The 18,384-nt window shown below is 33.6% G+C and carries 20 protein-coding genes; 15 read left to right on the forward strand and 5 right to left on the reverse strand.

Annotated features, from left to right (window positions below; all coding sequences use genetic code 11):
* Positions 1-24 precede the first annotated feature (24 nt).
* The 3 genes from HRU50_RS07425 to HRU50_RS07435 all read right to left on the reverse strand — a co-directional run bounded on the left by HRU50_RS07425 (position 25) and on the right by HRU50_RS07435 (position 2,856).
* Positions 25-1,161 (reverse strand): ATP-binding protein, encoded by a 1,137-nt coding sequence (locus HRU50_RS07425; protein ID WP_296349777.1) that lies wholly within the window; start codon positions 1,159-1,161, stop codon positions 25-27.
* A gap of 63 nt (positions 1,162-1,224) precedes the next feature.
* Positions 1,225-1,974 (reverse strand): SDR family NAD(P)-dependent oxidoreductase, encoded by a 750-nt coding sequence (locus tag HRU50_RS07430; RefSeq protein ID WP_296349779.1) that lies wholly within the window; start codon positions 1,972-1,974, stop codon positions 1,225-1,227.
* An 18-nt stretch (positions 1,975-1,992) separates the two neighbouring features.
* The gene (locus HRU50_RS07435) at positions 1,993-2,856 is read right to left on the reverse strand and encodes an aldo/keto reductase family oxidoreductase (RefSeq protein WP_296349781.1); all 864 of its coding nucleotides are present in this window, start codon (positions 2,854-2,856) and stop codon (positions 1,993-1,995) included.
* Positions 2,857-2,963: 107 nt separating this feature from the next.
* Between HRU50_RS07435 and HRU50_RS07440 the strand changes: the two genes are divergently transcribed.
* The 11 genes from HRU50_RS07440 to HRU50_RS07490 all read left to right on the forward strand — a co-directional run bounded on the left by HRU50_RS07440 (position 2,964) and on the right by HRU50_RS07490 (position 14,926).
* Positions 2,964-3,524, forward strand: a complete 561-nt coding sequence (locus tag HRU50_RS07440) for a DUF4382 domain-containing protein (RefSeq protein WP_296349783.1) — start codon at positions 2,964-2,966, stop codon at positions 3,522-3,524.
* Between the two features lie 158 nt (positions 3,525-3,682).
* Positions 3,683-4,684 (forward strand): MoxR family ATPase, encoded by a 1,002-nt coding sequence (locus tag HRU50_RS07445; RefSeq protein ID WP_296349785.1) that lies wholly within the window; start codon positions 3,683-3,685, stop codon positions 4,682-4,684.
* Between the two features lie 108 nt (positions 4,685-4,792).
* Positions 4,793-5,659 (forward strand): DUF58 domain-containing protein, encoded by an 867-nt coding sequence (locus tag HRU50_RS07450; protein WP_296349788.1) that lies wholly within the window; start codon positions 4,793-4,795, stop codon positions 5,657-5,659.
* A 67-nt stretch (positions 5,660-5,726) separates the two neighbouring features.
* Complete coding sequence (locus HRU50_RS07455) at positions 5,727-7,346, forward strand: hypothetical protein (RefSeq protein ID WP_296349790.1); 1,620 nt, start codon at positions 5,727-5,729, stop codon at positions 7,344-7,346.
* Positions 7,346-8,350 (forward strand): VWA domain-containing protein, encoded by a 1,005-nt coding sequence (locus HRU50_RS07460; RefSeq protein ID WP_296349792.1) that lies wholly within the window; start codon positions 7,346-7,348, stop codon positions 8,348-8,350. The genes HRU50_RS07455 and HRU50_RS07460 overlap by 1 nt, the downstream gene beginning before the upstream one ends.
* On the forward strand, positions 8,343-9,380 hold the full coding sequence (locus tag HRU50_RS07465; RefSeq protein WP_296349795.1) for a VWA domain-containing protein: 1,038 nt from the start codon (positions 8,343-8,345) through the stop codon (positions 9,378-9,380). The genes HRU50_RS07460 and HRU50_RS07465 overlap by 8 nt, the downstream gene beginning before the upstream one ends.
* Before the next feature lie 67 nt (positions 9,381-9,447).
* Positions 9,448-10,287, forward strand: a complete 840-nt coding sequence (locus HRU50_RS07470; protein WP_296349798.1) for an aerotolerance regulator BatC — start codon at positions 9,448-9,450, stop codon at positions 10,285-10,287.
* A gap of 60 nt (positions 10,288-10,347) precedes the next feature.
* Entirely contained in the window at positions 10,348-12,123 is a 1,776-nt protein-coding gene (locus HRU50_RS07475; RefSeq protein ID WP_296349800.1) for a BatD family protein, read from the forward strand.
* A 1-nt stretch (position 12,124) separates the two neighbouring features.
* A complete protein-coding gene (locus HRU50_RS07480) occupies positions 12,125-12,883 on the forward strand; it encodes a tetratricopeptide repeat protein (protein ID WP_296349802.1) in 759 nt (252 codons plus the stop codon).
* 54 nt (positions 12,884-12,937) lie between these two features.
* The gene (locus HRU50_RS07485; RefSeq protein WP_296349803.1) at positions 12,938-13,231 is read left to right on the forward strand and encodes a hypothetical protein; all 294 of its coding nucleotides are present in this window, start codon (positions 12,938-12,940) and stop codon (positions 13,229-13,231) included.
* A gap of 87 nt (positions 13,232-13,318) precedes the next feature.
* Positions 13,319-14,926, forward strand: coding sequence for a SulP family inorganic anion transporter (locus HRU50_RS07490; RefSeq protein WP_296349805.1), 1,608 nt, complete (start codon positions 13,319-13,321; stop codon positions 14,924-14,926).
* Between the two features lie 43 nt (positions 14,927-14,969).
* On the opposite strand, the gene HRU50_RS07495 is transcribed toward HRU50_RS07490, so the two are convergent.
* The gene (locus tag HRU50_RS07495; RefSeq protein ID WP_296349807.1) at positions 14,970-15,497 is read right to left on the reverse strand and encodes a CvpA family protein; all 528 of its coding nucleotides are present in this window, start codon (positions 15,495-15,497) and stop codon (positions 14,970-14,972) included.
* Between the two features lie 182 nt (positions 15,498-15,679).
* On the opposite strand from HRU50_RS07495, the gene HRU50_RS07500 reads away from it, so the two are divergent.
* From HRU50_RS07500 to HRU50_RS07515, 4 genes are all read left to right on the forward strand, one after another.
* Positions 15,680-16,036 carry a hypothetical protein gene (locus tag HRU50_RS07500; RefSeq protein ID WP_296349809.1) on the forward strand — a complete coding sequence of 119 codons (357 nt, stop codon included), beginning with the start codon at positions 15,680-15,682 and terminating at the stop codon, positions 16,034-16,036.
* Positions 16,037-16,102: 66 nt separating this feature from the next.
* Positions 16,103-17,122 carry a phenylalanine--tRNA ligase subunit alpha gene (gene pheS, locus HRU50_RS07505; RefSeq protein ID WP_296349811.1) on the forward strand — a complete coding sequence of 340 codons (1,020 nt, stop codon included), beginning with the start codon at positions 16,103-16,105 and terminating at the stop codon, positions 17,120-17,122.
* Between the two features lie 184 nt (positions 17,123-17,306).
* Positions 17,307-17,522: a hypothetical protein gene (locus HRU50_RS16035; protein ID WP_366927358.1), complete on the forward strand. Its 216-nt coding sequence runs from the start codon at positions 17,307-17,309 to the stop codon at positions 17,520-17,522.
* Positions 17,523-17,529: 7 nt separating this feature from the next.
* Positions 17,530-17,781 carry a hypothetical protein gene (locus HRU50_RS07515; protein ID WP_296349813.1) on the forward strand — a complete coding sequence of 84 codons (252 nt, stop codon included), beginning with the start codon at positions 17,530-17,532 and terminating at the stop codon, positions 17,779-17,781.
* Positions 17,782-17,992: 211 nt separating this feature from the next.
* Here the strand turns inward: HRU50_RS07515 and HRU50_RS07520 are convergent, their stop codons facing one another.
* Positions 17,993-18,382, reverse strand: coding sequence for an RDD family protein (locus HRU50_RS07520; protein ID WP_296349815.1), 390 nt, complete (start codon positions 18,380-18,382; stop codon positions 17,993-17,995).
* Positions 18,383-18,384 lie beyond the last annotated feature (2 nt).

Genomic DNA, 18,384 nt, shown 5'->3' on the forward strand with positions numbered 1-18,384 from the left:
AAGCAATATTAAAACTTCTAAGTATTAACTGTATTTCACTTTTCTAAGAATCCTAATAGTTTCTTTATATGAACTGTACAATGCGGTGCCTTGCTTTTTAATATGAGGTTTTGCATATATAAGTTTTGGTAAGGCTTCCTCAAAGCCATTGAGATAACAAATAAGATAACTTGCAGCCAAATTTTCTAGGTCAATTAATTCTCTATTAATTAGGGTTAATCCCTTTTCAAGTTTTTCTAAAATAGCATTGTTGGAGTTATAGATATGGTGCAACACTTTCTTGTCAAATTGAGGCGGTTCAAACAACAGATTGGTTTCAATAGAATAGTTGGCGTTATTCTCAAAGTGAATGGTTTTTTCTTCAAGCTTATAGTACTTAAAGGATTGCTGAAGTCCAAGTCTTACATATTCAACAATTTTAAAAGAATCCTCATTAAAAAAAATGGCAACTTCATCAAGGGTAGAATAAAAGAGACGTACTTGCTCATTGATCATTTCGATATCAACCCGCGAATAAAATATTTCGTCTTTAACTACTTTTTTATCACCAGACCAACAAAGCACAAGGTACTCCTTAAATACCTTATATTTAGGTTGAAAGTCTTTGCGCTTGTTCATAAAATCAAAGACGCCATCTAAAGTTAACTGTATGTTGTTTTGTGCATGTTTTTCAATAGCCAAAACAATTTTAGAATTCACATCTTTTATCTCAATATCAAAGACTTTTGGCATACTAACACTGCCTTCTCGCATAAAAACTGAACCTCCATAATACTTCCAAATATTTTTTCTGAGCGATGTAATGATTTGCCCATTAGGTCTAATGGTTACTAACCCAACTACTTTATCATCTGGCAGATGCGGAAAAGGTATATTTTCATATTGAACTATTGGCGGATTGGTAAGGTAAGCGTTGATGAGATTTTGAATTTTACTATCATCAAAAAAGTCTGTTCCTATGATTTTGTTATCCTCATCTTCGACACCAATAACTAGGTAAGAATTGTTTTGTGGGTTACTATTTGATAGCGCACAAATATGTTTCAGGAATTTTGCTTTTCCTTCTTTGTAGCTGATGTCGATTTTTCGCTTTTTGTCATAAAAACTGTTCTCATCGTTATGAGCGAGTAGGTTTTTTATGAGTAGGCGTTTATTAATCATTGTTTGTCATTCCTGCGTCCGCGTTCGCTGAAGCTTTAGCGGAGGCGCAAGGCAGGAATCTATTTATTCTTTCTTAACTATAGTTGAATTTGCCTGCGCAGTGCAGAACATTAAAACATCTGCAATATTAACATGTGCAGGTCTTGACACCGCGAAATAAATGACCTCTGCAACATCTTCAGCTTGCAAGGCTTTGTAACCTTTATAGACATTATCAGCTTGACTTTCACCTTTAAAACGCACTTCAGAAAACTCAGTTTCTACTAATCCAGGATTAATAGCGCTAACTTTTATACCGTAAGGATTAAGGTCTATGCGCATACCTTCTGTAATCGCTAAAACCGCATGTTTACTACCACAATAGACATTTCCTTTTGGGTATACTTCTTTACCAGCGGAAGATCCAATGTTAATGATGTGTCCTGATTTGCGTTCAGTCATTCCTGGAATAATGGCCTTACTCACATAGAGTAAGCCTTTAACGTTTATATCCATCATAGCATCCCAATCATCCAGACTACCTGTTTCTATTGGGTCTAAACCATGTGCATTACCAGCATTATTAATTAAAATGTCAATGTTTTGAAATTCTTCAGGTAAGGATGCGATTGCTTCAAAGGTTTTCGCTCTATCTCGAACATCAAAATTCAAAGTATGCACATCGGTTTGTTTAGATAAGGTTTTTGCAACCGAATCTAAGCGATGCTGTCTTCTTCCACATAATACCAAATTAATGCCGTGTTTCGCAAATTCGTGTGCTGTAGCTCTACCAATGCCACTTGTAGCTCCTGTGATTAATGCTGTTTTATTCATTGCTTTTTAGTTTAATGTTTAAGGTACTTTATGTCCTTGAGCGGCTACTAGAATTAAAAACCAATCTTCAAGCTCTAGTTCAATTTTTGATGCTGCAATAGCATTTGTAAGACGTTCCTTATTTGTAGTGCCAACAACAGGATGTATACCTGCAGGATGTTTTAAAATCCACGCCAAGAGTAACTGGTCTTCAGTGGCGTTATATTTATCCAATAATTCGCCAAGTTGTTTGTGTACTCGTCTTGTTTGTTCGGTATCTTCTCTAAATACAGAACCCAAAGGAGACCATGACATAGGTTTTATACCACAGGTTTTCATATAATCTAATGTGCCATCGTGCATTGCTGTATGTTGTGTTAACGAGAATTCAATTTGGTTAACATCAATATCAATTCTTAGACCTACCATTTCGATTTGTGATGGTGTAAAGTTTGACACGCCAAACTCTTTAATTTTTCCATCCTTTTTTAGAGTATTTACAGCATCTGCAATTTCTTCTGCAATCATCAATGGACTTGGTCTATGAAGTAATAATAAATCTAAGTATTCGGTATTCAGATTTTTCAAAGATTCGTCCACAGACCAAATAATATAATCTTTACTGTAGTCGTAATGCTTTACTTTATTACTTCGATTTTCACATAAATACTGAATGCCGCACTTGGATATTAATTGTATATCTTCTCTTTTGATTCCTGAGTCTTTGAAGGCTTCACCAAAGTCAGCTTCTGTCGTGTACGCACCATAAATATCGGCATGATCAAATGTTGTGATTCCATTAGAAATGCAATGATGCATAAGGTCACTCATTTCTGATTTAGAGAGTTGTTTGCCCCAACTTCCCCATGTCATTGTACCTGCAATTAATCGAGAATATTTCACTTTTTTTTCTGTTTATAGGATTTATTAGCCATTGGTATGTAAAAATACTTAAAACCAAAAGATTAAAGTATCCTTGTTTCAGAATTAATCACCCAAACCTACTACACATGAATTATCAACAACTCATTAAAGCACTTTTTATACTTTGTGTAATGTGTTTGTCATTTACAAGTTGTTCTACAGATGATTCTAATCTTAATACTGATACGACCAGTATCACCGTGAAATTAAAAAGTACCCTAGGTGAATTAGATAAGGTCTTTCTTGATGTGGTTGATGTACAGATTAGAGTAAGCGCATCAGAGCAAGAATCAGGTGAATGGTTGAGTTTAAATGCTATTAACTTAGGTGTGTGTGATACATCTACAATATCACAAGAGACCCAATTACTTTTGGTGGATAATTTTGATTTAAATACTGACTATGTTCACGAAATTAGGCTTGTTTTAGGTGAAAATAATTTTATGAATATTGGTAATGTTTTGCACGCTTTAGATGTAAATAATGCTACTCCATCAAACTTGATTAAAACAAGACTCAGCTCTAATGGAAGATATGATGTTGTAATAGATATAGATATTGATGAATCTGTAAGTTACGATGACGAAGAAAATATGATGGTGTTAACACCTAAAATATATACAGCAATAAGACAATTTGAATATTAATTTTATTGATCCATAATTAAATTGAGATATAGAGCAGCACTGACGTGTTGCTCTTATTTTTTAACCAATTGTTAACAGCAACTAAGAAATAAAATTAACACTTTGCATCTTCGTAAAAAACACGTATAATGCGTTCGCTTTAAATCCCTTAATTAGACATGGAAGAGACGAATACAATTGATATAAAATCGATTAATGAGAAGATAGAAAAAGAAAGTGCATTTGTAGATCTACTTACTTTAGAAATGAATAAAGTTATTGTAGGTCAGAAGCATATGGTTGAGCGCCTTTTAATAGGTTTATTAGGTCAAGGACATATTTTATTAGAAGGTGTTCCTGGACTTGCAAAAACTTTAGCAATTAATACTTTATCAAAAGCTATAGACGCTAGCTTTAGTAGAATTCAGTTTACACCAGATTTGCTTCCTGCAGATGTGATAGGGACATTAATCTACAATATAAAAGAGAATGATTTTTCTATAAAAAAAGGTCCAATATTTGCCAACTTTGTTTTAGCAGATGAGATTAACAGAGCACCTGCAAAAGTACAGTCTGCACTGTTAGAAGCGATGCAAGAAAAGCAAGTAACCATTGGTGATGAAACTTTTAAATTAGATAAGCCTTTCTTGGTAATGGCAACTCAAAACCCTGTTGAGCAAGAAGGAACATATCCTCTACCTGAAGCTCAGGTTGACCGTTTTATGTTGAAGACGGTAATTGATTACCCTAAGTTAGATGAAGAGCAACTTATAGTTAGAGCGAATTTAAGAGGAACTTACGATAAAGTAAATCCTGTGGTTTCTGTATCGCAAATAATTAGCGCGCAAGAAGCCGTTAGAGAAGTGTATATGGATGAGAAAATCGAAAAGTACATTCTCGATATTATTTTCGCTACACGTTATCCTGAAAAATATAAATTACCAGATTTAAAACCTCTAATTTCATTTGGAGCTTCACCACGTGGAAGTATCAATTTGGCAACCGCAGCTAAATGTTATGCATTTATAAAAAGAAGAGGTTATGTAATACCAGAAGATGTGCGCGCTGTAGTGCACGATGTATTACGTCATAGAATAGGTATTACCTATGAAGCTGAAGCTGAAAACGTCACTTCAGAAGATATCATCAATAAGATTGTAAACGAAATCGAAGTACCTTAATTAGTAAGCAGTATTCAGTCATTAGTAATCAGTACTCATTTTACTGAAAGCTTATGCTGAATGCTTTTAGGACTGCTCACTGCATACTGAACACTGCAAACTGAAACAATGGACACTAAAGAACTTCTAAAAAAAGTACGAAAAATAGAGATTAAGACACGTCGTTTGTCTGATCATATATTTGGGGGCGAATACCATTCTACCTTTAAAGGAAGAGGTATGACTTTTTCTGAAGTGCGTCAATATCAATTTGGAGATGATGTTAGAAACATAGATTGGAATGTTACCGCACGTTATAATGAGCCATATGTAAAAGTTTTTGAAGAAGAGCGCGAACTAACCATGATGCTTATGGCAGATGTTTCAGGTAGTAAATTCTTCGGAACAAAAAATCAATTTAAAGATGAAATCGTTACTGAAATTGCAGCTACTTTGGCTTTTTCTGCAACTCAAAATAATGATAAAATAGGACTCATTTTATTTTCAGATGATATAGAGCTTTACATTCCTCCAAAAAAAGGACGTTCTCATGTTTTAAGAATCATCAGAGAGCTTATAGAATTCCAACCAAAGAGTACTAAAACCGACGTTGCTGAAGCCTTAAAGTTCTTGTCTAACGTAATGAAGAAAAAAGCAATCGTTTTTGTTCTGTCAGATTTTATAGCTGAAGACTACAAGCAGAATCTTAAAATAGCGGCAGGTAGACATGATATTACTGGGATTAGAGTTTATGATAAGCATGAAGAAACGATTCCGAATATTGGAATGGTGCAAATGCAAGATGAAGAAACTGGTGAGCTGATGTTGGTTAATACTGCATCAAAGAAAGTAAGATTAAATTACGGTAAATACTATAATGAGCGTGTTAACTACTTTAAAGACAGTTTTACTAAATCTGGTGCTGGTTCTATTGACTGTAGAGTAGATGAAAGTTATGTGAAGAAGTTGCTAGGGTATTTTAAAAGAAGAGCATAGGTTAAGTTAGAAGTTAGAAGTGAAAAGTAAAAAGTGCAATAACAAATTTGTTAAAAGAAGAACAACAATGGTCTTAGCTATTGTTTCTTGTTTCTTTTCTTTAATCTCATTTAGCCAAGTTACTTCCGAAGTTGATACGACCAAAATAAGAATCGGCGAACAAATCAATTATAAAATAAATGTAGAAACAGACACTACTAATTTAGTGGTCTTTCCGGAAGGTCAAACATTTATGCCATTAGAAGCTGTTGAAGCTTTAAAAATTGATACCACAAAAAAGGAATCAAAGTTTGTGTTATCTAGAATATACAAACTCACACAGTTTGATTCGGGTGCTTACACCATTCCGCGACAAAAAATAATTGTTGGTGACAAGCCGTTTTATACGGATTCACTTCGTGTAGAAGTAAATACAATTAAGGTTGATACCACAAAGCAAAAGCTTTATGACATTAAGCCAATTATAGAAGTAGATAAAAGTAGTAGTAATTGGTGGAAATGGCTATTACTTATCCTCGCAATTATAGGTGTTATAGGGTTTCTGCTATATTGGTTCATTTGGAGGAAAAAACCACTGACTGAAGAAGAGGAAATTGCTTTGTTGCCACCTTATGAGCGTGCCAAAATTGGACTTCAAAAATTAGACGAAAGTCAGTACTTAATTCGTTCAGAGGTTAAGGAATACTATTCAGAATTAACCCAGATCATAAGAAGTTATCTAGATGAAAAGGTCTATGAACGTTCGTTAGAAAGTACAACAGATGAATTAATCGAAAGACTTCAATTACTAAAGGAAGGCAATCAAGTGCCTTTAACTAAAGATACCATAAAGAATCTTGAGTCCATACTAAAACGTGCAGATTTGGTGAAGTTTGCTAAATCATTACCTGAAACTGGGCTTATTGAAATGGATAGAGCCACCATTGAAAAAGAACTTGATAATGTAAAATCTTCTTTGCCAGAACCGTCGGAGGAAGAAAAACTTTTAGACCAGAAATATAAAGAAGAACAAGAGCGCAAGAAAAAGCGAAATAAGGTAATCTTGACTGGTGCTATTTCGTTATTTCTGCTTATTGCCACGTATGTTGGATTTGGACTTAAGTTTGGATTTGGGTACGTGAATGATACTTTATTACGACATGAAAGTAAAGTGTTGTTAGAAGGTGAATGGGTGACCAGTAAATACGGTATTCCACCTTTTGAGATTAGTACTCCAGATGTTTTAAGACGATTAACAAAAGAAGAAAAAGGGTTTAATGATAGCGACTACGATAAGTTTTTGTATGTCAATGAAGAGAGTCATTTATCAATATGCTTAATTATAGCAGATAACTCTGATGAATCCATACAGCTATTAGATGAAAAGACTTTAGGTTTAGCTCAGATTAATGCTTTTGAAAAGGAACTAAAAGCTGAAAATATAGTTGTTATAGATGGTGAATTTGAGACAGATAATGGCTTTAAAGGTTTTCAGGTCAAAGGAACTATGAATATTCCTATTCAAGGAAGTGAGAACAAAATTGGTACAAGTTATAAAATAGTGAGCTTTAAAAGTGAGAAGAAAATCTTCGTGTTTTATGTGTTATTTGAGACTGATGATTCTTATTCAGTTGAAATAGAAGAAAAGATTTATAATTCTATTAAGATATATACTCAAGGCCAAGAAAAAGAAGAAGAACAAAAATAATGTTTGAGAATTTAGAGTTTTTAAATAAGGAATTGTTTTGGTTTCTATTGCTTTTGCCAATAGCTATAATTTGGTATGCCTTAAAACATAGTAGACAAACTGCTGAGTTGAAAATTTCTAGTATTAAAGGTTTTAAAGCTGCATCGTCATTTTGGTCAAAATTTAGACATGTGTTATTCGCGTTACGACTTATTGCATTAGCACTTTTGATTACAGCCTTAGCAAGACCAAGAACTGTAGATGTTTCTACAAAAACAAAAACTACTAGAGGTATTGATATTGTAATGGCAATTGATGTATCAGCGAGTATGTTGGCAAAAGACTTAAGACCGAATCGCCTAGAAGCTTTAAAGAATGTTGCCGCAGATTTTATAAATGGAAGACCTAATGATCGTATTGGTTTGGTTGAGTATGCTGGTGAAGCATATACCAAAACACCAATAACTACAGATAAGTCTATCGTACAACGATCTCTTAGAGATATTAAATACAACACCATCATTGAAGGAGGCACTGCCATTGGTATGGGATTAGCGACTTCAGTTAACCGTCTAAAAGATAGCAGGGCAAAAAGTAAAGTAATTATTCTCTTAACTGATGGTGTGAATAATTCAGGGTTTATAGATCCTAAAATTGCCAGTGAATTAGCTGTAGAATATGGCATTAAAGTATATACTATTGGTTTAGGAACAAATGGTATGGCCTTGTCACCAATTGGTTTCAATGCTAATGGTAGCTTTAGATATGGTCGTCAACAAGTAGAAATTGATGAGAAGTTGCTTGAAGAAATTGCTGATGCAACCGGTGGTAAATACTTTAGAGCGACAAACAATAAAAAGTTAGCTGAGATTTATAAGGAAATCAATAAGCTAGAAAAGACAGAAATTGAAGAGAAGAAGTATTATAATTATGACGAGAAGTATAGACCATTTATCCTTTTCGCCGGATTATTATTATTGATAGAACTCTTGCTTAGAAATACAATATTTAGAAGTTTTGTTTAGACTCGATGAGAAAATATGGTTTTGGACGTTATTGGTGATACCAGTAATTATAATGCTGTTTGTGTTTTTACAGATATGGAGACGTTCTGCACAGAAGAAGTTTGCTGATACGCATTTGCTGTCGCGCTTAAGTCCTAATCAGTCACTTTTTAAGAGTGTATTAAAAGTGTTGGTTCTTTGTGGTGCATTTTTGTGCTTGTCTTTAGCATTAGTCAATCCAAAAATAGGAACTAAGTTAGAAACTGTGAGAAGTCAAGGTGTTGATATTGTTTTTGCAGTTGACGTTTCTAAAAGTATGCTAGCTGAAGATATTGCGCCTAACAGGCTCGACAAATCAAAACAATTGGTGACCCAAATTATTAACAATCTCGCTAGTGACCGAGTTGGGATCATTGCTTATGCAGGTAAAGCTTTCCCACAATTACCGATAACAACAGATTATGCTTCTGCTAAAATGTTTCTTCAAAACATGAATACAGATATGTTGTCTTCTCAAGGAACAGCAATACATGAAGCGATTCAACTTGCTAAAACATATTATGATGATGAAGAACAAAAAAATAGAATTCTTATCATCATATCAGATGGGGAAGATCATGAAGGTGATGCTATAGATATTGCTGAGGAAGCTAATGAAGAAGGTATAAGAATTTTCACAATAGGTGTTGGTAATGTTAAAGGTGGACCAATACCCATAAAACGAAACGGAGTAGTTCTTAATTACAAGAAAGATAGAAACGGTGAGACTGTTATCACAAGGTTAGATGAGACGACACTCAAGGAAATAGCAGAGGAAACTAATGGCGCGTATATTAATGGTAGTAATACCTCAGAGGTTGTTGATACTATTAAGGATTTGTTAGAAAAAATGGATAAAAAAGAATTTGAATCTAAACAAATTGCTGATTATAAAGACCAGTTTCAATGGTTCTTGGGATTAGGTATTTTGTTATTGTTTATAGATATATTCTTTTTAGAGAGAAAAACAGCGTGGTTAAAAAAATTAAACCTTTTTAACGAGGATTTTTAAATATTAAAAGTTCTTTAACGCATTTAAAACATTGGGTTTGTTACTTTTAATTTAAAGTAAGTTGACTATGAAACTATATATATTACTTTTTGGATTTTTTATAAGTTTCTCGGCAATTGCACAGGAAAGCCAAAAGGAGAAATTAAAAGATGAAAAAGCTGCTACTGATTTGGTATATAGTGGTAATGAACTAATTGGAGAAGAAAATCATATAGAAGCTGAAATGGCTTATAGAAAAGCAATTTCTAAAGCTCCTACTAAAGCTGTCGGATCATATAATTTAGCGCATTCCTATATTAAGAGTGGTAGTTTAGAAGAAGCCTTGTTTAGAAGCGAAGAAGCTGCTCAGAATGCTAAATCTAAAGACGAAAAGCATAGAATTTATCACAATATTGGTAACATTTTAATGGAGAAAGAATTGTGTAAAGAAGCGGTTGAGGCCTTTAAAAATGCTCTTAGAAATGACCCTACTGACGAAGAAACACGATACAACTTCGCTTTAGCTAAAGAATGTGCAGAACAGCAGAAGCAAGATGGTGGTGGTGAAGATGATAAAAAAGACGATAACAAAGAGGAAGAAAAGGATAAAGAAGAAGAACAGAAGAAAGAAGACGAGAAAAAAGACGAAGAAAAGGATAAGAAGGACGAAGGAGACAAAGACAAGAAAGAAGGCGATAAGGAAGAAGACGACAAAGGTAAGCCTCAAGAAGATAAAAAAGATGATGGTAAAGGAGATAAAGACAAAAAGAATCCAAATCAAAAGCCTAAGCCTCAACCAGGACAAATGTCACCACAACAGATGAAGAATATCCTAGAGGCTATGCAAAATCAAGAACAAAAAGTGCAACAAAAGATTAATGCAGAAAAACAAAAAGGGGCTAAAGTAAAAACAGGTAAAGACTGGTAATCTCTCAATATAGTCACTGTTATAACCTCATCAATTATAAAGCGCACTTTTAGATTATAAATGAACTTAACTAAATCAATATCACTACTATTTTTAATACTTATAACTAGTATTGCAACTTCTCAAGATGTGAAGTTTGAAGCGAAAGTAAGTAAGAAGAAACTTGGAGTAAACGAAAGATTACGCATCGACTTTGAGATGAATAAAGACGGTGATAATTTTGTGCCACCAAGCTTTGATGGTTTTACTGTTGTTGGTGGACCTAACACTTCTCTAATGAACTCTTACGTTAATGGTAAGAAAACGTATCAAAAGACTTATAGTTACTTTTTAGCACCTAATAAGAAAGGTAAGCTAACTATAAAGCAGGCTAAAATTGAAATTGAAGGAGAAATTTATAAGACTTTCCCAATTACTGTAACAGTTACTAACGCTGTAGATAGGCCAAATGCACCACCAGGTGCAGCAGATATTGCTGATGATAATATTCATCTTATTGCTGAGGTTTCAAAAACAAATCCTTATTTAAATGAACCTGTAACTGTTGTGTATAAGTTATATGTTTCTAGAGAAGTTGGTATAGATGGTAATTGGCGCGAAAAACAAACACCCAGATATAATGATTTTTGGAGTCAGAATATTGAAATTAAAGGTCTTAATGTTCAGAAGACAAAGTATAAAGGTGAAGATTATAGATATGTTGTTTTAAGAAAAACAGTGCTTTACCCGCAAAAATCTGGTAAGCTAAAAATTGAACCTTTAGTCTTAGATGTAAATGTTGAAGTGCCGTCAGGTCGTACGGATATTTTTGGCAGACAATTAATGACCAAAGTCCCAAAAACAGTTACAGCAGGAAGCCGTACTTTAAACGTTAAGCCTCTACCAGAGCAAGGAAAGCCGGCTGACTATAAGGGAGCTGTAGGTAATTTTTCATTTAGCGTTACAACATCTAAGACGCAACTGGATGCAACAGAATCTTTACAAGCTACGGTTGAGGTTTCAGGTAAAGGAAATATGAATTTATTCGAATTACCAGAATTGACTACTCCAAGTTCACTAGAAGTTTACGAACCAGAACATAAAGAAAATATTCGTACAACTTTGAGTGGCATGCAAGGTCGAGTATCTGATACGTATACTATAGTACCGCAATATCGTGGAAAATACCCATTGCCACCAATCTCATTCTCATATTTTGATTTAGCTACTGAAACTTATAAACGTATTACTTCAGATGAGATTATTATAGATGTTTTAAAAGGTCCAACAGCAGGTTCAAATAGCACAACCAATGACACTGTAGACAGTCCAAAACAGACAGTGACAACAAGTGGATCTTTTGCGTTTATAAAAACAACATCAAATTGGGTAACGATTTCGGAGGAAAAGTTTTTTAAATCAAATTTATTTTGGGCATTACTTCTTATTCCATTCTTATGTATTCCGATAGCAATTATTCTTAGAAAGAAACAAGATGCGCGCAATGCTGATGTTAAGGGCATGAAAAGAAGAAAAGCAGATAAGTTGGCTAAAAAATACTTAAGTGAAGCAAAGAAAAACTTAGGCCAGAAAGAAACGTTTTATGAGTCACTGGAGCGTGCTTTACACAATTATTTAAAAGCAAAATTACATATTGAAACTAGTGATTTTAATAAAGAAAAGATTCAAGGTTTACTTATTGATCTAAAGGTTGAAAGTGCAATTGTATCGGATTTTATTTCAATATTAGAAAGTTGTGAATTAGCAAGATATACTCCAATTACACAGGTAACAATGGAGAATGATTATGAGAAAGCAGCCAAAACCATTTCGTCAATAGATAAACAAATGAGATAACATGAGAGCGATACTACTTTTATTTACGGTTTGTTTTAGTGTGTTGAGCTTTTCTCAGAATGATGCATTATTTGATGAAGCAAACAAACTATATAACGATAAAAAATATGCTGAATCTATTGAGAAGTATGAATCAATTTTAAACTCTGGTATACATTCAGCAGAACTGTACCATAATTTGGGTAATGCCAATTATAAACTTAATAATACAGCTCAAAGTATTTATTATTTTGAAAAAGCTTTATTGTTAAATCCAGATGACAGTGAGATTAAAAATAACTTAAGGTATGCTGAGAAAATGCGCATTGATGCGATTGATAAAGTACCTAAGGTAGGTTTTGCAAGAATCGTAAACAATATTGTAAACACATTTTCTGCGGATTCATGGGCTAAAATTGCCATATCAGGTGTCATTCTATTTGTGCTACTCTTTTTAATGTACCATTTTGCTTATGCAACTACAAGAAAGCGGATTGCATTTATTGTAAGTGCTATAAGTCTCATTGTAGCTTGTTTTTCTGTATTTATGGCTTTTCAGAAAGAGCGATTACATAAAAAAGATAATCCTGCAATTGTATTTGCCCAAGAAAGTAGAGTAAAGGCTGAGGCTAATAAAAGTTCTGAGGAAGTTTTCAGACTTCATGAAGGCACTAAAGTTCAGGTACTAGAAACCTATGAAGATTGGAGTAAGATCAAATTGTCTGACGACTCAACCGGATGGATTCTTAGCGCTGATATACAATTACTACGCTCTTTTTAAGACATAATATCTTTGATAATTCATAGTTAATGCTATATTTGTTAGGCACAACCTATGATTTTAAAGCAAAACTTAGCACTCTGCTTAATGATTCTGTTCATGGCAATTGTAAGTGCTCCAACAATTATTCTGTCCATAGAAGACTCTGTGGATACTACAATATTATATGGTTGTAATGAGGAAGAAGAATTGGAGGATTTTGAACTTCTTTTTGAAATGACCTCAATCATAACTCTAGATACATTCACAACAAAATTTGATGGTACAAGAGACGCTTATTCGCAAAAGAACTACTTACAACCACATCTCAATTTAGTGCTGCCACCTCCAGAGTTCTTATCGGTTTAAAATCAATCATCAATAGATTTTAAGAATCTGTAACTAACTAAATCATGTTTTAGAGTTTATCTCTAAAACTACAATCAATTTATCATTATGTTTAAAACACTAAAAAGTGATTTTCCGGCAAGTATTGTCGTTTTTTTCGTTGCCCTGCCATTATGTTTAGGAATAGCATTGGCTAGTGGTGCTCCGTTGTTCTCAGGTTTAATCGCAGGCATTGTAGGAGGTATTATTGTAGGGTTTTTAAGTGGCTCTCAGATTGGTGTCAGTGGACCTGCCGCAGGATTAGCTGCCATTGTATTATTGGCTATTCAAAATTTCACTAAAGAGTTTGGTGATCCAATAATGGGTTTCAAAGTATTTTTAGTTACCGTTGTATTAGCAGGTATTTTACAAATAGTTTTTGGAATATTAAAGCTAGGTATTATTGGGTACTATTTTCCTTCTTCTGTAATAAAAGGAATGCTTACAGGTATTGGCGTTATTATAATTCTTAAGCAAATACCACACTTTTTTGGCTATGATAAAGAGCCCGAAGGTGCTGATAGCTTTGTTGAGGCTTCTGGTGAAAATACATTTTCGGCTATTTTTTCAGCTATAGATGATATCACTATTGGCTCTACTATAATAGGTGTAGTGAGTTTAATCATTTTAATTCTTTGGAGTAATGTCTTAATGAAAAAAGGAAAGTTTTTTGAACTCGTTCAAGGTCCTTTAGTTGCAGTTGTGGTTGGTATTATATTTTATTTATTAACCAGCGGCAACGAATTATTAGCGATTGAAACAACACATTTAGTAAATGTTCCTGTTCCTGATGGTATTGAATCGTTTGCAAGTCAGTTTAGTTTTCCATACTTCGCAGTTATAGCGAGACCAGATGTGATTTTAACAGCTTTTACAATTGCATTAGTGGCTTCTCTGGAAACACTGCTTTGTGTGGAAGCGACAGATAAATTAGATCCTCACAAAAGAGTAACACCAACAAATAGAGAGTTATTGGCTCAAGGTGCTGGGAATATTGTTTCTGGGTTAATAGGTGGATTACCTATTACACAAGTGATAGTGCGCAGTTCCGCAAATATTCAATCTGGTGGTCAATCTAAAGCTAGTGCTATTATTCATGGTTTTTTATTATTGATTTCGGTAGTAACTATTCCTCATGTGCTTAACTATATTCCATTATCCGTTTTGGCAGCCATACTTTTTATTGTGGGTTATAAACTCGCAAAACCTTCGACTTTTAAAGCCATGTATAAAGGTGGTTGGACACAATTTGTACCTTTTATAATTACTGTTGTCGGTATTGTGTTCATGGATTTACTTAAAGGTATCGGTTTAGGTCTTGCGGTTGGTATTTTTGTGGTATTATATAGAAGTTTTCAGAATTCACACTTCTTACATAAAGAAGGTGAAGATGTTGATGATGGCAAGATAAAAATGACCTTAGCAGAAGAAGTAACCTTTTTTAACAAAGGTGCCATTTTGAAGGAATTAGATAATTTACCTGAGAACACCTATTTTGAATTAGATGTAAGGAAAACAACGTATTTAGATAATGATATTATCGAAATTCTTGAAGATTTTGCTATTAAAGCTAGAGAACGAAATATTACAATAAAGCTATATTCAGAACGTGGAACCGTTGAAAACCCTCAGAGTTTTGTAAGGTTCTTTAAGGAAAACCCAAAACTTAATCAATAGATAATGACTTAATTGGGCCACTCTTTCTTAACGAGTGGCTTTTTTATGCGGTTTCGTCCGTGGTGGTTTCAGTTGAGTCTTCTAGCTCATCACTTTTAATAAGTGTTGGAAATAATATTGGTGCAATAGATTTAACAGGACTGTAAAGCACACTCTGTTCAATATCTTCATCTTCTAAAAATGGTAAAGCATTGTTAAGTTTGTTAAAAACAATAAGAAGAACACTTAAAATTAGTCCAATCTTTAATGCACCAAATGCACCTCCAAGTAGTTTGTTTAACATACCTAATGCAGCAAAGTCAGCAAGTTTGGTTAATGCTTTGCCTGCTAAGCTAATCGCGAAAACAATTACAATAAAGGTGATTGCAAATGCCACTATATTTATAGTTTTAAGATTCCAATCTACTTTAGTTTGAATTAAATCTGCTGCGTAGAAACTAAAGTGAATTGCACCATAAACACCCAACACAAGCGCTAAAAGTGAGGCGACTTCAACAAATAGTCCTTTCATGATACCTCTAACTAATCCAAATAATAGGGCGGCTCCTAAAATAATATCTATAAAACTCATTGACTTAGTTGTTTAGACAAAAATACATCATTTTTTAAGTTGAAAAATATCCAAATCTTATAAAGCACATCGCTCTATTTAAAGATATTTTTGAATTTAATATAATAACGTGGATGAAGCCGTATTAGTTTATTAAATTTGAAACTTCTAAAAAATGAAGGCAGAAAATAGAGTTTAGAATCATGGCGAGAGACGAAAAACTTAAAGAACGATGGGAATTGGTAGTGGAGAAACTCTCTAATCAGTTTGCGGATGGAGACACCTTAGATTTAGATTCAATTATCTATTTAATAGGTGTTCAAGAACTTGGTCAATTGCATCGTGAGTTTAAAAAAGATCAAAAATTAGATTTAATGCATATTGCCATTTGTATAGTTTTAGAACCCTATGGATTTTATGAATTTGATTTTGTAGACGAAGATGGTTGGCCACATTATAAAGTAAAAGCACAATTGCCTTTTCTTAAGGCAGGAGAGCAAAGTGTATTAATGAAAGAAGCAATCGTAAACTATTTTGTAGAAACTGAGTATATAGATTAAGTTTTTATAAATTTGCGGTTCAAAATAAAAACTCAATTACCTGATAATTAACAGGTATAGCATAAGATGATAGACAAGTTAAAAGAGCTTATAGCTGAAGCAGAGGAATTTACGGCACAGTCAAAAGAAGAAGTTGAGGCGTTTAGAATTAAATACCTTGGTTCTAAAGGATTATTGAAGCAATATTTTGCTGAATTTAAAAATGTTGCTAACGAACAAAAGAAAGAGTTTGGGCAAACTATAAACCAGCTTAAAAAAACTGCTGAAGAGAAAGTAAACACGCTAAAAGAAGCTCTTGAAAGTTTAGAAGAAGATAAAGGTATTTATGGTGATTTATCTCGTCCTGGAGAGCCAGTATCTCTTGGTGCGCGCCATCCAATTTCTATTGTAAAGAATGAAATCATCGATATTTTTTCAAGGATTGGTTTTAACGTAAGTGAAGGTCCGGAGATTGAAGATGATTGGCATAACTTTACAGCCTTAAACTTACCAGAATATCATCCTGCTAGAGATATGCAGGATACCTTTTTTATTCAGACAGATCCAGATATATTATTACGTACACATACCAGTTCTGTACAGGTACGTTACATGGAAAATAATAAGCCACCAATAAGAACTATTTCGCCAGGTAGAGTTTATAGAAATGAAGCTATCTCTGCGCGTTCACATTGTTTCTTTCATCAGGTAGAAGGCTTGTATATTGATAAGGATGTGAGTTTTGCTGATTTAAAACAAACACTTCAATATTTCACAACAGAAATGTTTGGCAAATCTAAGATTAGATTACGTCCATCTTACTTTCCGTTCACAGAACCTAGTGCAGAGGTTGATGTGTATTGGGGACTTGAAACCGAAACAGATTATAAAATCACTAAAGGTACAGGTTGGTTAGAGATAATGGGTTGTGGTATGGTAGACCCTAACGTATTAGAAAACTGCGGCATTGACTCTAAAGTGTATTCTGGTTTCGCATTCGGAATGGGAATAGATCGTATTGCGATGCTACTTAACCAAATTAGTGATATTCGTTTATTAAGCGAAAATGATGTCCGTTTCTTAGAGCAGTTTAAGTCAGCACTTTAAAGTCGTGAAAAAAGACATCACCATCCCCGAAGTTAAAGGTGTTCATATTGCCGTTGTACGAAAGTAGCAAAAAACATCAGAAGATTCGGACTGGTTTGCATATATCATAAATGATTCTGATAGGGATTTAGATACTGTTTTAATTGTATCACAAGGGTACTCAGAGTCGAAGATGACACCTCCTATGAGACATTCAATTGCTAACCTACCAGCTAAAAGTTACGCGAAAATTGAGTTTTTACAAGAGAAGGTGCTAGAACTTAATAATACCTTTAAGGTCACTTTTTTTGATGGTAATCAAATGTTTGATAAAACCTATCTTTTTAGAAAGAATACCATTAATCAGAAAGCGCTACAGAATATTCCTTTAATGGAAGTGAAAGGTGTTTTAATCAAATAATAGTGCTATGGATGCTTTAAAAAAAGAACTACAACAGTTATCTAAAGATCCTATTCTTTCAAAAAAGCATAGAAATAAAAAATTACTCGTTTATTTAGTAAGAACACTAATTGCCGTTACAATCATATACTTTCTATGGGATTATGATTGGGTAAAATGGGTGTTGTATATCTACATACCTTTAAATCTTATATCCTTAATATCAATTCTAGGATGGAATTACTTCCTTAATAAGCGATTAGCAAAAACTCAAAAGTAAATTGATGAGATTATGGCTTTTGATGAAGAAGAGTAGATTTTTACTTTCGAAAAAGGGCTATAAAACCACCAATTATTCCTAGTGAGAAGGCTACAATAGCGATATAATCTATAGTTTTATATGTAGGCTGATCTAGAAAATAATATATAAAATAAACAAAAATTACTTGTCTAAATATTAGATATAGTGGTTGTTTTATTTCAATTTTCTTTTAAGAGTTGTCCTTTATTACAAAGGTTTTAGAAAGTACGTCATGGATAGCCCTTTCGTCATCGCTAACTCCTGAGGGTAAACTTATGAATCTAGATAAAGACCTAATAGCAAGTTGCATTATTGAAGGTTCATTTCCGCTTTTATCCACTACGAGGTTTTGTGTCTGACACTTTCCTAAAGTACGTCCTGAGTTTATTTCAGATAAAAAGTAATACAAGAATCTGCAGAAATAATAAATTAAAACAGTAGTTGTTATTCCAGTGTACGTTATCCAAGCAAAACCAACACCTATTGCAGACGAGACTGCAAAATCGATCCAGAAGTTTTCAGCCCTATCATCGACGCTAGCAAAAAATAGATTTTTATATTCAGTATTGGTGACTTTCAAGC

The organism is Winogradskyella sp., from assembly GCF_013213835.1.
Lineage (GTDB): Bacteria > Bacteroidota > Bacteroidia > Flavobacteriales > Flavobacteriaceae > Winogradskyella.

Excerpts from the sequence above, each read along its gene's own strand:
- HRU50_RS07425 (WP_296349777.1), bottom strand. The coding sequence starts at position 1,161 with ATGATTAATAAACGCCTACTCATAAAAAACCTACTCGCTCATAACGAT.
- HRU50_RS07430 (WP_296349779.1), bottom strand. The coding sequence starts at position 1,974 with ATGAATAAAACAGCATTAATCACAGGAGCTACAAGTGGCATTGGTAGA.
- HRU50_RS07440 (WP_296349783.1), top strand. The coding sequence starts at position 2,964 with ATGAATTATCAACAACTCATTAAAGCACTTTTTATACTTTGTGTAATG.
- HRU50_RS07445 (WP_296349785.1), top strand. The coding sequence starts at position 3,683 with ATGGAAGAGACGAATACAATTGATATAAAATCGATTAATGAGAAGATA.
- HRU50_RS07450 (WP_296349788.1), top strand. The coding sequence starts at position 4,793 with ATGGACACTAAAGAACTTCTAAAAAAAGTACGAAAAATAGAGATTAAG.
- HRU50_RS07455 (WP_296349790.1), top strand. The coding sequence starts at position 5,727 with ATGGTCTTAGCTATTGTTTCTTGTTTCTTTTCTTTAATCTCATTTAGC.
- HRU50_RS07460 (WP_296349792.1), top strand. The coding sequence starts at position 7,346 with ATGTTTGAGAATTTAGAGTTTTTAAATAAGGAATTGTTTTGGTTTCTA.
- HRU50_RS07470 (WP_296349798.1), top strand. The coding sequence starts at position 9,448 with ATGAAACTATATATATTACTTTTTGGATTTTTTATAAGTTTCTCGGCA.
- HRU50_RS07475 (WP_296349800.1), top strand. The coding sequence starts at position 10,348 with ATGAACTTAACTAAATCAATATCACTACTATTTTTAATACTTATAACT.
- HRU50_RS07480 (WP_296349802.1), top strand. The coding sequence starts at position 12,125 with ATGAGAGCGATACTACTTTTATTTACGGTTTGTTTTAGTGTGTTGAGC.
- HRU50_RS07485 (WP_296349803.1), top strand. The coding sequence starts at position 12,938 with ATGATTTTAAAGCAAAACTTAGCACTCTGCTTAATGATTCTGTTCATG.
- HRU50_RS07490 (WP_296349805.1), top strand. The coding sequence starts at position 13,319 with ATGTTTAAAACACTAAAAAGTGATTTTCCGGCAAGTATTGTCGTTTTT.
- HRU50_RS07495 (WP_296349807.1), bottom strand. The coding sequence starts at position 15,497 with ATGAGTTTTATAGATATTATTTTAGGAGCCGCCCTATTATTTGGATTA.
- HRU50_RS07500 (WP_296349809.1), top strand. The coding sequence starts at position 15,680 with ATGGCGAGAGACGAAAAACTTAAAGAACGATGGGAATTGGTAGTGGAG.
- pheS (WP_296349811.1), top strand. The coding sequence starts at position 16,103 with ATGATAGACAAGTTAAAAGAGCTTATAGCTGAAGCAGAGGAATTTACG.
- HRU50_RS16035 (WP_366927358.1), top strand. The coding sequence starts at position 17,307 with ATGAGACATTCAATTGCTAACCTACCAGCTAAAAGTTACGCGAAAATT.
- HRU50_RS07515 (WP_296349813.1), top strand. The coding sequence starts at position 17,530 with ATGGATGCTTTAAAAAAAGAACTACAACAGTTATCTAAAGATCCTATT.